The following is a 12,385-nucleotide window of genomic DNA, read 5'->3' as shown; positions in this document are numbered from 1 at the left end:
CGGGACGACCGTTCCGGTGGCGGCTCGCGTGCGCCGTACCGTTCCGACCGGCCCGCTCGCGACGACCGGCCCGCTCGCGACGACCGCGGTGGCTCCCGTCCGGCCTTCCGGGCGGATGGTCCCGAGCGTGACCGCGGCCAGTCGCGTACCTCCTATGGGGCACGTGGCGACCACGCGATCTCGCGGCCGAGCCGTGAGGACCGCGACTCGCGTCCTCCCTTCAACCGTGACGACCGTGGCGGTCGCCCGTCGTACGGCAACCGCGACGACCGCGGTGGCTCGCGTCCGTCGTTCAACCGGGACGACCGCGGTGGGGATCGTCGGCCTCCAGCCGGTCGCGACGATCGTCCCGGGTTCCGCGAGGAGCGCGGTGGGGATCGTCGTCCGCCGTTCAATCGGGACGACCGTTCCGGTGGCGGCTCGCGTGCGCCGTACCGTTCCGACCGGCCCGAGCGCTCCGACCGGCCCGCTCGCGACGACCGCGGTGGCTCGCGTCCCTCGTACGGCAACCGCGACGATCGTGGTGGCGGCGGTGGGCGTCTGCCGTTGCGTTCGGATCGTGGGGACCGGCCGGCGCGTGACGACCGCGGTGGTGCCGGGCGTCCGTCGTTCAACCGGGACGACCGTGGCGGAGCCGGTGGCTCGCGTGCGCCGTACCGTTCCGATCGGCCCGAGCGCTCCGACCGGCCCGCTCGCGACGAGCGGGAATTCGGGGACCGTGACCATCGGGACGGCGCCAGCAGCCGGCCGACCTACAACGGTCAGCCCGGCGCGCGGCAGCCGTTCCACGAGCGACGTCCGGCGCCGCGTCGGGACGACCGGGGTGCGGGTCGTCCGGCGAGTGGTGGTCGTGACGACCGCGGTGGTGCCGGGCGTCCGTCGTTCAACCGGGACGACCGCGGTGGTTCGCGGCCCGCGTTCAATCGGGACGACCGTTCCGGTGGCGGCTCGCGTGCGCCGTACCGTTCCGACCGGCCCGCTCGCGACGACCGGCCCGCTCGCGACGACCGCGGTGGCTCCCGTCCGCCGTTCCGGTCGGATCGTCCGGAGCGTTCCGACCGGCCCGCTCGCGAAGATCGTGGTGGCTCGCGTCCGTCGTACGGCGACCGTGCCGACCGCGGTGGCTCGCGGCCCGCGTTCAACCGCGACGACCGCGGCGGGCGTCCCTCGTTCGGGGACCGGGACCGGGGCCACAGCCGTCCGTCGTATGGCAACCGTGACGACCGCGGTGGCTCGCGGCCCGCGTTCGATCGTCGGGACGAGCCCGGTTACGTGCCGGTCGAGCGGATGTTCATCCCCGAGGACGTGCAGGCCGAGGAGCTCGGTGCGGAAGCGCGCCAGGAGCTGCGTGGGCTGCCCAAGACCCTCGCGGACGAGGTCGCGCGCAACCTGGTGATGATCGGTCGTACGGTCGACGAGGACCCGGAGCTGGCCTACAAGTACGCCAAGGTCGCGCTGCGGCTCGCGTCGCGCGTCGCCGCGGTGCGGGAGGCGGCCGGGATCGCGGCGTACATGGCCGGTGCGTATGCGGAGGCGCTGTCCGAGCTGCGTGCGGCGCGACGGATGACCGGTTCGAGCGAGCACTGGGCCGTGATGGCCGACTGCGAGCGCGGGCTGGGTCGTCCGGAGCGGGCGCTGCAGATGGCGGGTGCCGACGAGGTCAAGGAGCTGGACAAGGCCGCGCAGATCGAGCTGCGGATCGTCGCGGCCGGTGCGCGTCGCGACCTGGACCAGCTCGACGCGGCCGTGGTCACGTTGCAGGTGCCGGAGCTGAACTCGGCGTCGACCAATCCGTGGGTGGCGCGACTGCGGTTCGCCTATGCCGACGCGTTGGCGGCCGTGGGCCGGGACGACGAGGCGCGCGACTGGTTCGGTCGGGCCGCCGAGGCGGACACCACCGGTGAGACCGGTGCGGCCGAGCGGGTCGCCGAGCTCGATGGCCTCGACTTCACCGACGCGCTCGACGAGGACGCGGAAGACGACGAGGACGAGGACGAGGACTTCGACGGCGAGGAGGGCGGGGACGACGACGTGCCCGAGGCTGTCGACGCCGCGGACGCAGACGCAGACGCGGAAGCGGATGAGGCCGACACCAAGGCCGAGCCCGTTGCCGACGCGAAGGACTGATCCGGCGCCACCGAGGTCGGTGGCGGTGAGCTGATGTGGGAAGGGCCCGACACATTCGTGTCGGGCCCTTCCTGCGTTTCGGCGGTGGGAGGCAGCCGTACGGACTCGGCGTCGGTCCCCTGCTCGCTCTACTCCTGTAGGTCCAGGCTCCGCAGTACCAGTCCCGTGGCCGGCTTCGGGCCGAAGGATGTGGACTTTCGGGGCATGCGGACGTCCTGCTCGGCCAGTTCGCGGACCACCCGTTCGTCGGTGGGGCGCAGCAGGATCGCGGTGCCGCCGGTGTGATTGGCCTGGCGGACGGCGGCGGCCGCGTCGTGGACGTAGGTGATGTTGTCCCAGTTGTCGGGGACGTGCCAGACGTGGTCGAGTAGGGCCGCGTGCAGGACGGTGGCGTCCAGGCAGCGCCAGGTGCGCGGGCGGTCGGCGCGGATCGTGATGTCGAGCAGGTCCGGGTCGGGGCCGGTGAGCAGGTGGAAACGGCGGTCGCCGGCGAGCAGGAAGGCCGGGCCGACGGCCTGGTCCAGGGCCCACAGGGCGGCGGGCAGGGTGCCGTCGAGGGGACGGGCCAGGAACGCGCCGGCGCCCGCGTCGCCGTAGGTGGCCAGGGCGTTCAGCGCGTCGGCCGGGCGTAGCTTGGGTAGTACGCGGTGGATCGCGCCGACCCGCAGCGGGTGTCGCACGGTGTCCACGAGCAGGACCAGGCCGCGGTCCCAGGGGCCGTCGCCGCGACCGTCCGCGTGGGCGCGCTCGCGCATCCTGGCGTAGGCGGCCCACCGGTGGTGCCCGTCGGCGATCAGCGCCTTGCGATGCGCGAGGTCCTCGCGGATCCCGGCGAGTGCGTGCCGATCGGTGATCCCCCACAACCGGTGACGTATGCCGTCCGGGGTGCGCAGGCCGACCAGCGGCGGTTGGTGGGTGGTCTGTTCGACTATGTCCGAGGCCCGTCCGCCGCCCTTGTACACGAGCAGGATCGGCTCGGGGTTGGCCGACAGCTCGGTCATGATCGCGGCGCGGTCGGCGACCGGGCCCGGCATCACGTCCTCGTGCGGCAGGACGCCGGAGTCGAGTGAGAGTGCGCCGATCAGGCCGCGCTGGATCGAGTTGTGATCGCGCTGTTCGTAGACGTACAACGAGGGCAGCGGGTCGGGGCGCAGCGCGCCCTCGGCCAGCCAGGTGCGCAAGGTGCTGCCCGCGTGTACCGCGCTGCGCGGGAGGACCAGCCGCACGATGTTGTGCGGGTCGGCGTCCTCCAGCGCGGGCACGCCGCCGGGCTCGACCACGTCGTACGGTGGCGAGGTCACCGACGCGACGTCCCCGACGCGTTCCGGGTCGTAGCGAAGCCCGCGGAAAGGGGCCAGATCGAGCCCGTTCGGCACTGCGTCGTCCATGGCCGAATGTTACGGGCCCGAGCCCGGGCAAGATCAGGACATCCGATGTCGGCGGTTGCCGGATTTTGGTGACCGGCGCGTGGTCGAGGTGCGGGAGGGCATCATGGCGATGGCTCAGGGAGCCGACGGGGTCAACGGTGCGCCCACGGGCGATGTGTACGACTGGTATCGACGCGGGGTGCAGTTGCTCGCGTCGGGTAATCCGGCCGCCGCCGCGCAGTTGTTGGCGCGGGCGGCGGATGCGGCGCCCGAGTCGCGCAGTGTGCGTGAGGCGTTGGCGCGGGCGTGGTTCGACTCGGGCAGACACGACGAGGCTCTGCGGCACTTTCGCGCGGTGGCCGAGTCGGATCCGGCGGACGACTACGCGCAGTTCGGCTGGGGATTGTCCGCCTCGCGGCTCGGCGACTTCGAGACCGCGGTGGAGCATCTGGCGCTCGCGGTGGCGATGCGGCCGGAGACCAAGCACTACCGGACGGCGCTGGTCCAGGCGCGGGCCACGTTGCGGGCACGGGCGGGCGCGTACGGGACGATCGGCAAGGACGGTGGGGACATGGACGACAGGAGCGACGACGCGTGAGCAAGCAGACCTCGGCAGCCGCATCGGCAGCCGCATCGGTATCGGGGGCGACGACGGGCGGTTCGGACGGGGCCGGGGATGCGGGGGAGTTGGCGCGGGCCTATGACGTCGCGCTGCTCGACCTCGACGGTGTCGTGTACACCGGTGCGCGGGCGGTGCCGCACGCGGTGCAGGTGCTGAGCGAGGCGCGCCGGCGGGGGATGGGGCTCGCGTACGTCACGAACAACGCGTCGCGTCCGCCCAAGGCGGTGGCCGAGCATCTGGTCGAGCTGGGCATCTCGGCGGAGCCGGAGGACGTGGTGACCTCGGCGCAGGCCGCGGCGCGGGTGGTCGCGGAGCGGGTGCCCGAGGGCGCGTCGGTGCTGGTGGTCGGCGGTGAGGGCCTGGAGGTCGCGTTGCGTGAGCACGGGCTGCGGCCGGTGCGGTCGGCGGACGAGGAGCCGGCGGCGGTGGTGCAGGGGTTCGCGGCCGACGTGGGCTGGCAGGCGTTGACGGAGGCTTCGTACGCGGTGGCGCGCGGGGTGTTCTGGGTGGCCTCGAACGCGGATGTGACGATTCCGACCGAGCGCGGGATCGCGCCGGGCAACGGTGCTCTCGTGGGGGTGGTGCGGGCGGCGACGGGGGCCGAGCCGGTGGTTGCGGGCAAGCCCGAGTTGCCGCTGCACCGGGAGACGATCCTGCGTACCGGCGCGCGTCGGCCGCTCGTGGTGGGGGATCGGCTGGACACCGACATCGAGGGCGCGTGCAACGGGGGTGTGGACAGCCTGTTGGTGCTTACCGGGGTGACCACGCCGCAGGCGCTGATCGAGGCCGGTGCGGGGCAGCGGCCGACGTTCGTGGCGGAGGACCTGCGGGCGTTGCTGGTTGCGCCGGTGACGGCCCGGCACGAGGGTGAGGCGTGGGTGTGCGGCGGCTGGTCGGCGTGGGTGACCGAGGGTGCGTTGGCGGTGGAGGGCTCGGGCGAGCGGATCGACGGGCTGCGGGCGGCGTGTGCGGCGGCGTGGGCGGCGAATGGGCCGGTGGACACCGCGGGCGTCGTGGCGCGCCTGGGCTGGTAGCGGCGCGGGTATCGCAGGCGGGTCCGGCCGGGTCGGGGCGGTTCGCTCGGGGGAGTGCGTTCGGAGCGGTTCGTCAGAGCAGCTTGCGCAGCACGAGCAGGTCCTTGAACGAGGCTTCCAGCTTGACCCGGCCCTTGGCCCACGCGGCGGCGAAGTTGAGGTCGCCGGCGACCAGGGCGATCAGGTCGTCGCCGGTCATGGTGAGTCGGATCTGCGCCTTGCCGGTGCGTGGTTCGGTGTCGATGTCGTGCAGCGCACCGTCGCGCAGCTGCCCGGAGAAGGTGACGTCGAGGTCGGTGACGCGGCAGCTGAGGCTGCGGTCGAGCTGGGCGGCCTTGCGGGTGTCGCCCTCGGCTCGGCCCATTTTGGCGGACAGTTCCTCAAGGGCCCTGCGGCACTCTTCGACGGTGGCCATGCGCGGCGTTCCTTCCGTGGGATCCGGTTGGCGACCGTACCCCACCGCGCGCCCGGCGATGCCGGCGCCGGTCGCCCCTCGCGGGTTCGGGCCGGGTCGGTGTCGACGGTGGATCGCAGCCGGCGCCGGGGGTGTGCCGTTGTTCGTGCGGATGGCATGTCGTTGCTTCCGGTCCTGCGCCGGTGGAGGGGGTAGCGTCGGAGCAGACCGATCATCGCCGTTCGTATCGCCGCGCAAGTACGCATACGGGCAGCCGGAGCAGGAAGGCAGGTGCCGTTTATGCGAGATGTCGTTCGCAGTTACCTTCAGATCGCCAGTGGCTTGACCGAGATGACCAGGCAGCGGGTCACCGAGGTGGCCAAGGCCCTGGTCGAGCGCAGCGGCCTGGACTTGGAGCAGGTACCCGAACAGGCCCAGGCGTTGCCGCAGTACGTGCAGCAGGTCGCCGAGGAGTTGTACGAGACCGGCAAGGCGAACCGGGACCTGCTCGTGGGCGTGGTGCGCGGCGAGGTGGACAAGGCGCTGTCCCGGTCGAAGCCGTGGGCCAAGGACCTGATCAAGGCCGAGGAGGAGATCGCTCGGCTGAAGAGCCGGGTGACCGACCTGGAGCACCGGTTGGCGCGCGCGTCCACGCCGCGCACGCCGCGCCCGGTGGCGGGGTCGGGTGCGGGGTCCGGTGCGGGGCCGGCGGCCCGGGTGGCCACGCCGCCTGCCACGTCGCCCGATGCGCCGGTCGCGAAGCCCTCCGCCGCTGCCGAGAAGCCGCCGGCCGCGAAGAAGGCCGCCGCGAAGAAGACCTCCGCGCCGCGGTCCGACGCGGCGTCGACCCCGGCGGCCGGTCCGCGCAAGCCCGCGCGCAAGACGAACGGCACCGCTGCCACGAAGAAGGCGGCACCGGCCAAGAAGGCGATCCGCAAGCCCGCTGCGCCGGCCGCCGACGCGGACGATCAGTCGTGAGCGAGGACGCGGGCGCGGACACGAGCGCGGATCCGGCGCCGATCGTGGGCGGCGGTGCGCCCGACGGGGGCGGCGTGCCCTCGGCGGTCGCGGTGATCGGGCCGCTCGACGTCGAACCGCCCGCGCCCTCCGGCGACGCGCATGTGGACGCGGTACTCGCCACTTTGAGCCGGGTGGGTGACCTGCCCACCGAGGCGCACGGGTCGGTGTACGAGGATGTGCACCGAGGGTTGCGGGACACCCTGGCGGAACTGGACCGGTAGGTCCGATCCACAGATTCGGGCGGGGACGCACACACGCCGGGCGCGGGAGTGGCGGTCCTCGTCGACGACTTCGGCACAACCAAGGAACGGCAGGCACGACCGGTGGCACGACGCAGGCTCGACGCCGAGCTGGTGCGCAGGGGACTCGCTCGCTCCCGGGACCACGCGAGCGAACTGATCGCGGCCGGGCGGGTGACGGTGGGCGGCCAGACCGCGACCAAGGCCGCCACCCAGGTCGACGCGGGGGCGGCCGTGGTGGTCGCGGCCGACGAGGGGGATCCGGACTACGTCTCGCGCGGTGGGCACAAGCTCGCCGGCGCGCTCGCCGCGTTCACCCCGCTCGGCCTCACCGTCGAGGGGCGGCGTTGCATCGACGCGGGGGCCTCCACCGGCGGCTTCACCGACGTGCTGTTGCGCGCGGGCGCGGCGCACGTGGTCGCGGTGGACGTCGGGTACGGGCAATTGGCCTGGGCGCTGCGCAGCGACGACCGGGTGACGGTACGGGACCGGACCAATGTGCGTGAGCTGACGCCGGATCAAGTGGGGCCGGCGGCCGACCTCGTGGTGGGTGACCTGTCCTTCATCTCGCTCGGGCTGGTGCTGCCCGCGCTGGTGCGCTGTTCGGCGCCGGACGCGGATCTGGTGATGATGGTCAAGCCGCAGTTCGAGGTCGGGCGCGAGCGGCTCGGCGCGGGCGGGGTGGTGCGTGATCCGGCGCTGCGGGCCGAGGCGGTGCGCATGGTGGCGGAGCAGGCCGCGAAGGTGGGCCTGGGCGTGCTCGGAGTGACCGCGTCGCCGCTGCCGGGGCCGTCGGGCAACGTCGAGTACTTCCTGTGGATGCGGGCCGGCGCACCGGAGCTGGACCCGGCGGACGTCGATCGGGCGGTCGCCGAGGGGCCTCGGTGAGCGGCGTGCACGATAGCGTCACGGCGTACGGGTACGGCTGCGGTCGATGCGATGCGAACGAGGGGATACGGGCATGAGCGATCGCACGGTATTGGTGGTGACGCACACCGGCCGACCTGCGGCACTGCGCAGCGCACGGCTGGTGGTGGAGCGGCTGATCGCGGCGGGTCTGGGCGTGCGGGTGCTCGAACACGAGGCGGACGACCTGGCCCTGCCGGGTGCGGTCGTGGTGTCCGTGGAGCCCGACGCGGCCAAGGGTTGCGAGTTGGCGATCGTGCTCGGCGGGGACGGCACACTGTTGCGCGGCGCGGAGTTGGTGCGCGATGCGGCCGTGCCGATGCTCGGGGTCAATCTGGGCCGGGTCGGCTTCCTGGCCGAGGCCGAGCGCGAGGACCTCAACGACGTGGTGGAGCGGGTCGTGACGCGCGACTACGACGTCGAGGAGCGGATGACGCTCGACGTGGTGGTCCGGGTCAACGGCGAGATCGTGCACACCAACTGGGCGCTGAACGAGGCCGCGATCGAGAAGGCCTCGCGCGAGCGCATGCTCGAACTGGTCGCCGAGGTGGACGGGCGGCCGTTGTCCCGCTGGGGCTGCGACGGGGTGGTGTGCGCGACGCCGACCGGCTCGACCGCGTACGCGTTCTCCGGCGGTGGGCCGATCGTGTGGCCCGAGGTGGAGGCGCTGATCATGGTGCCGATCAGCGCGCACGCGCTGTTCGCGCGTCCGGTGGTGGTCTCGCCGAATTCGGTGCTCGCGCTCGAGCTCGCGGCGGAGACGCCGCCCGGTGCGTTGTGGTGCGATGGGCGGCGGACCGTACAGCTGCCCGCGGGCGCCCGGGTGGAGGTGCGGCGCGGGACCCAGCCGGTGCGGCTGGCGAGGCTGCACCGGGCGCCGTTCACGGATCGGCTGGTGGCCAAGTTCGCGTTGCCGGTGAAGGGGTGGCGCGGGCGCAAGTGAGGCCGTTCGGCCGACCTCGGATCGGCGGTACCGCCGCCTGGTGGTGTGTTGAACACACTTTGCACACACGCCGTTGAACTGCGTTCTTCGCGCGGAGTCCCCACGACCTCGTAGTGTCGTCCCGTGCTCGAAGAGATGCGGATACAGGGTCTGGGTGTCATCGAAGACGCCGTAGTCGAGCTCGCGCCGGGCTTCACCGTGGTCACGGGCGAGACCGGCGCCGGCAAGACGATGGTGGTGACCGGGCTCGGCTTGCTGTTCGGTGGGCGGGCCGATGCCGGGCTGGTGCGCAACGGGACGGGAAAGGCCCTGGTGGAGGGTCGGCTCAGCGTGCCGGCGGACTCACCCGCGGGGCGTCGGGCGGCCGAGGCGGGCGCCGAGGTGGACGACGGCGAACTGCTGCTGGCGCGGACCGTCTCGGCCGAGGGCCGCTCGCGCGCGCACGTGGGCGGGCGGGCCGCGCCGATCGGGCTGCTGACCGACCTGGCCGACGACCTGATCGCGGTGCACGGCCAGACCGACCAGCAGCGGCTGCTGCGCCCGGCCCGGCAGCGCGGCGCGCTCGACCGGTACGCCGGGGAAACGGTGTCGGCGCCGTTGAAGGCGTACGGCGGGGTCTACCGACGGCTGCGCGAGGTGAGCGCGGAACTGACCGAGATCACCACCCGGGCGCGCGAACGTGCGCAGGAGGCCGATCTGTTGCGGTTCGGCCTGACCGAGATCGAGCAGGTCGTGCCGCAGCCGGGCGAGGACGCCGAACTCGCTGCGGAGACCCTGCGCTTGGGCCATGCCGATGCACTGCGCACTGCGGCGACCACGGCGCACGAGGCGCTGCTGGGCGACCCGGAGACCGGCACGGACGCGGTGGACGCCTCGACGCTGCTGGGCGCCGCGCACCGGGCGGTGGAGGCGGTGCGCGCACACGACCCGGCGCTCGCGGCGTTGGCGGATCGGCTCGGCGAGGTCGGGTATCTGGTGTCCGACGTGGCGGGCGAGCTCGCGTCCTACGCGGCCGGCGTGGACGCGGACCCGGTCCGGCTCGCGGCGGCGGAGGAGCGGCGGGCGGCGCTGACCGCGTTGACCCGCAAGTACGGCGAGTCGATCGACGAGGTGCTGGCCTGGGCCGAGCGCTCGACCGCGCGGTTGGCCGAGTTGGACGGCGACGAGGACCGCACCGAGGAGCTGACCGCCGAACGGGACGCGCTGCGTGCCGAGTTGGCGACGCTGGCGGGCGAGGTCTCGGCGGCCCGGCACGCTGCGGCGGAGCGCTTCGCGGCGGCGGTCACCGGCGAGCTGACCGCGCTGGCGATGCCGTACGCGCGCGTTGGCGTGGCGATCTCCGGCGTGGACGACCCGGACGGCCTGCCGGTGGGCGATCGGGTTCTGGCGTACGGGCCGATGGGCGTGGACGAGGTCGAGCTGCAACTGTCCCCCCACCCGGGCGCACCGCCGCGCCCGCTGGCCAAGGGCGCCTCCGGCGGTGAACTCTCGCGCGTGATGCTCGCGGTCGAAGTGGTCTTCGCCGGCGCCGATCCGGTCCCCACGTTCGTCTTCGACGAGGTCGACCAGGGCGTCGGCGGCAAGGCCGCGGTCGAGGTGGGCCGCCGCCTGGCCCGCCTGGCGCGGGTCGCCCAGGTGATCGTGGTGACCCACCTCCCGCAGGTCGCCGCCTTCGCCGACCGTCACCTGGTGGTGGAGAAGTCCAGCGACGGCACGGTCACCCGCTCCGGCGTGGTCACCCTCGACGACGCGGCACGCGTTCGCGAACTCTCCCGCATGTTGGCCGGCCTGGAGGACTCCGAACTCGGCCGGGCACACGCGGAGGAACTCCTGGCCACGGCCGCGGGCGCGAAACGCGAGGATTGACATGCTTGTGGCCGCTTGGCCCTGACGGGTTGCGGGGCTCGGGCGAGCTTGTTGCGGTAGCGGGTGGGTTGCGTGGGCCATCGTTGCGCCCACCGGGCCCACCCGTCGACCTGGCCTTGAGGGTGGCGGGTTTCCGGCTGGTTTGCTTCGGCCACGTCTGGGTTGACTGGGTCGTGTACCCGCGCTCCACCTGTCGCGTCCGACACGAAGGCTGGGGTTCCACAGGCGCCAAGGGGGCCTGCTCCGGCCTCGCGACCCTGTCAAGGGTTCAGGGTTGGCGGGTGGCGTCGGCCGAGACGGCCCAGAAGCGTAGGGACAGGGTGATCAGGGCGAAGAGCAGCAGCCAGGTCAGTGACCAGCCGAGGTCGGCGCCGGTGCCGGTGGACAGGGCCACGCTCAGTACGCCGACGCTCGTGACGCCCATGAGGACGAGCATCGCGAAGAAGCCGGCTCGGATGAACTTGGCCGAGGTGTGGCGGAACCGGTAGAGGAGCAGGAGGCGGGCGGGGGACAACCGGCGCGGCGGATCGACGGTGCCGGGACCGGCGGAGACCACGAGTGCGCCCGCTTGGTCGAGCCAGCGCTGGGCGACGCGACTCGCACTGCCCAGTTCCTCCGGGCTGCCGGGGAGGCGTTGGCGTGCCTCCCACCACAACACCGCGAAGTCGACCTGCCGGGTCGCGTCCTCGAACGCCCGTTGCCGACGGCCGGTTTGTGACCGGCTCGCCTGACGGTCCTGCCAGGTGACCGCGAACGCCCCGACGGCTGCGGTCAGTACGGGTACCACCACCGCGACCACGACCGCACCCACGTCCTCCGCACGCATCGACGCTCCCGTCGTTCGAGCCGGAACGCCCAGCATGACAGCGGAGATTGCCCGCCGTCGGGAAACTGTTTCGACGGATCGGCGCGGGGGCCGAGCCGATGGAGTGATGTGGCGGTCAGGACCCGTTGTTTTCCGGGGCCAGGTCGTGGCGTTGCAGGAGCTCGACCCAGTAGCAGGTCCATCGGTGGAGCAGCTCGATCATGAGGCCTCCCCGGAGCGCGGGTCGCTGCCGGAGATGGCGGCGACCGGGTGTTGATCGTTACGCCAAGGCTCTCATGTCCGGTTGGGCAAGGGGCGCTGCGTGAGCAGGAGTTGGCCCTACCTCCGGTAGGGCGATGTGACGGCGCATCAGACGATGCCGTGGGGGTCGTGTCCTGGAGAAGCACGGACCACCCATGGAGCCCGCAAAGAATTTGGCTGCGTTGGCGCCCGGGAGAACAGCTTCTGGCCTGCGGCTTTAGGGACTGTGGTCAGACTGCGGCGCCTTTGGCGGCACATATGACGCCATGATGGATCGCAATGGCGCCATACGTGTGCCAAGATGGAGTCACGGAAACGGAGCCGATCCGCCACCAGAAAGATCGGCAACCGAAACAGATTCAAAGGAGCACACCACCATGTCCGTCACCCTTACCGACCAGGACAAGCTCACCCTGCAGACCGCCGCGCACGGCGCCGTCTGGCTGATGTCCGCCACCGGCAAGGCCCACAGGGCCGCCGTCGACGGCTCCATGGCCCTGGCCTCCGCGACCGGTCTGGTCGGGCACGTGCTCGCCGAGAAGCCGAAGGGCATGTATCTGAACAGCAAGTCCGTGGCCGTACTCGCCGACCAGGTGCTGCCGGCCCTGACGGCAGCCATGGGCCTGCTCAAGAAGCAGGACCCGGCAGAGGCCGACAACTTCCGCAGCACCGTCGTCGTCGCCGTCGAAGCCGCCGCCCGGACCCACAAGGGCGAACCCGGCCCCGCCGTGGCCGACATGATCCGCAAGATCACCGCAGCCCTCGACGCTGCTTGATGGATGGGGCCGGGGCCATCCGACC

General features: G+C 72.6%; 12 protein-coding genes. 9 read left to right on the top strand and 3 right to left on the bottom strand.

Annotation, left to right across the window (positions count from 1 at the left end; translation table 11 throughout):
- Positions 1 to 1,287 precede the first annotated feature (1,287 nt).
- Positions 1,288 to 2,127, top strand: a complete 840-nt coding sequence (locus tag ABZS54_RS30710; protein ID WP_355543284.1) for a hypothetical protein — start codon at positions 1,288 to 1,290, stop codon at positions 2,125 to 2,127.
- Between the two features lie 128 nt (positions 2,128 to 2,255).
- On the opposite strand, the gene ABZS54_RS30705 is transcribed toward ABZS54_RS30710, so the two are convergent.
- Entirely contained in the window at positions 2,256 to 3,515 is a 1,260-nt protein-coding gene (locus tag ABZS54_RS30705) for a DUF1015 domain-containing protein (RefSeq protein WP_355543281.1), read from the bottom strand.
- A 103-nt stretch (positions 3,516 to 3,618) separates the two neighbouring features.
- On the opposite strand from ABZS54_RS30705, the gene ABZS54_RS30700 reads away from it, so the two are divergent.
- Entirely contained in the window at positions 3,619 to 4,092 is a 474-nt protein-coding gene (locus ABZS54_RS30700; RefSeq protein WP_355543278.1) for a tetratricopeptide repeat protein, read from the top strand.
- Positions 4,093 to 4,181: 89 nt separating this feature from the next.
- Complete coding sequence (locus tag ABZS54_RS30695; RefSeq protein ID WP_355543290.1) at positions 4,182 to 5,150, top strand: HAD-IIA family hydrolase; 969 nt, start codon at positions 4,182 to 4,184, stop codon at positions 5,148 to 5,150.
- A 73-nt stretch (positions 5,151 to 5,223) separates the two neighbouring features.
- On the opposite strand, the gene ABZS54_RS30690 is transcribed toward ABZS54_RS30695, so the two are convergent.
- Positions 5,224 to 5,565, bottom strand: a complete 342-nt coding sequence (locus tag ABZS54_RS30690; RefSeq protein ID WP_355543275.1) for an alkyl sulfatase C-terminal domain-containing protein — start codon at positions 5,563 to 5,565, stop codon at positions 5,224 to 5,226.
- Positions 5,566 to 5,844: 279 nt separating this feature from the next.
- Here ABZS54_RS30690 and ABZS54_RS30685 point away from each other — a divergent pair, with 279 nt between their 5' ends.
- From ABZS54_RS30685 to recN, 5 genes are all read left to right on the top strand, one after another.
- On the top strand, positions 5,845 to 6,522 hold the full coding sequence (locus ABZS54_RS30685) for a histone (protein WP_355543272.1): 678 nt from the start codon (positions 5,845 to 5,847) through the stop codon (positions 6,520 to 6,522).
- Positions 6,519 to 6,785, top strand: a complete 267-nt coding sequence (locus ABZS54_RS30680; protein ID WP_355543270.1) for a hypothetical protein — start codon at positions 6,519 to 6,521, stop codon at positions 6,783 to 6,785. Before ABZS54_RS30685 ends, ABZS54_RS30680 begins: the two co-directional genes overlap by 4 nt.
- A gap of 102 nt (positions 6,786 to 6,887) precedes the next feature.
- On the top strand, positions 6,888 to 7,691 hold the full coding sequence (locus ABZS54_RS30675) for a TlyA family RNA methyltransferase (protein ID WP_355543267.1): 804 nt from the start codon (positions 6,888 to 6,890) through the stop codon (positions 7,689 to 7,691).
- A gap of 73 nt (positions 7,692 to 7,764) precedes the next feature.
- Positions 7,765 to 8,652 carry an NAD kinase gene (locus ABZS54_RS30670; RefSeq protein WP_020549773.1) on the top strand — a complete coding sequence of 296 codons (888 nt, stop codon included), beginning with the start codon at positions 7,765 to 7,767 and terminating at the stop codon, positions 8,650 to 8,652.
- 135 nt (positions 8,653 to 8,787) lie between these two features.
- Complete coding sequence (recN, locus tag ABZS54_RS30665; protein ID WP_355543287.1) at positions 8,788 to 10,518, top strand: DNA repair protein RecN; 1,731 nt, start codon at positions 8,788 to 8,790, stop codon at positions 10,516 to 10,518.
- A gap of 268 nt (positions 10,519 to 10,786) precedes the next feature.
- On the opposite strand, the gene ABZS54_RS30660 is transcribed toward recN, so the two are convergent.
- Complete coding sequence (locus ABZS54_RS30660; protein WP_355543264.1) at positions 10,787 to 11,344, bottom strand: hypothetical protein; 558 nt, start codon at positions 11,342 to 11,344, stop codon at positions 10,787 to 10,789.
- A 617-nt stretch (positions 11,345 to 11,961) separates the two neighbouring features.
- Between ABZS54_RS30660 and ABZS54_RS30655 the strand changes: the two genes are divergently transcribed.
- Entirely contained in the window at positions 11,962 to 12,360 is a 399-nt protein-coding gene (locus ABZS54_RS30655; RefSeq protein WP_355543262.1) for a hypothetical protein, read from the top strand.
- Positions 12,361 to 12,385 lie beyond the last annotated feature (25 nt).

It is taken from the genome of Embleya sp. NPDC005575 (assembly GCF_040605455.1).
In the GTDB taxonomy this organism is placed as follows: domain Bacteria; phylum Actinomycetota; class Actinomycetes; order Streptomycetales; family Streptomycetaceae; genus Embleya.
This window is presented reverse-complemented; position numbering and strand designations above follow the sequence as displayed.

Coding starts and splice junctions, on each gene's coding strand:
- ABZS54_RS30685 (WP_355543272.1), top strand. CDS start 5,845: ATGCGAGATGTCGTTCGCAGTTACCTTCAGATCGCCAGTGGCTTGACC.
- ABZS54_RS30670 (WP_020549773.1), top strand. CDS start 7,765: ATGAGCGATCGCACGGTATTGGTGGTGACGCACACCGGCCGACCTGCG.
- ABZS54_RS30655 (WP_355543262.1), top strand. CDS start 11,962: ATGTCCGTCACCCTTACCGACCAGGACAAGCTCACCCTGCAGACCGCC.
- ABZS54_RS30700 (WP_355543278.1), top strand. CDS start 3,619: ATGGCGATGGCTCAGGGAGCCGACGGGGTCAACGGTGCGCCCACGGGC.
- ABZS54_RS30710 (WP_355543284.1), top strand. CDS start 1,288: ATGTTCATCCCCGAGGACGTGCAGGCCGAGGAGCTCGGTGCGGAAGCG.
- ABZS54_RS30705 (WP_355543281.1), bottom strand. CDS start 3,515: ATGGACGACGCAGTGCCGAACGGGCTCGATCTGGCCCCTTTCCGCGGG.
- ABZS54_RS30660 (WP_355543264.1), bottom strand. CDS start 11,344: ATGCGTGCGGAGGACGTGGGTGCGGTCGTGGTCGCGGTGGTGGTACCC.
- recN (WP_355543287.1), top strand. CDS start 8,788: ATGCGGATACAGGGTCTGGGTGTCATCGAAGACGCCGTAGTCGAGCTC.
- ABZS54_RS30690 (WP_355543275.1), bottom strand. CDS start 5,565: ATGGCCACCGTCGAAGAGTGCCGCAGGGCCCTTGAGGAACTGTCCGCC.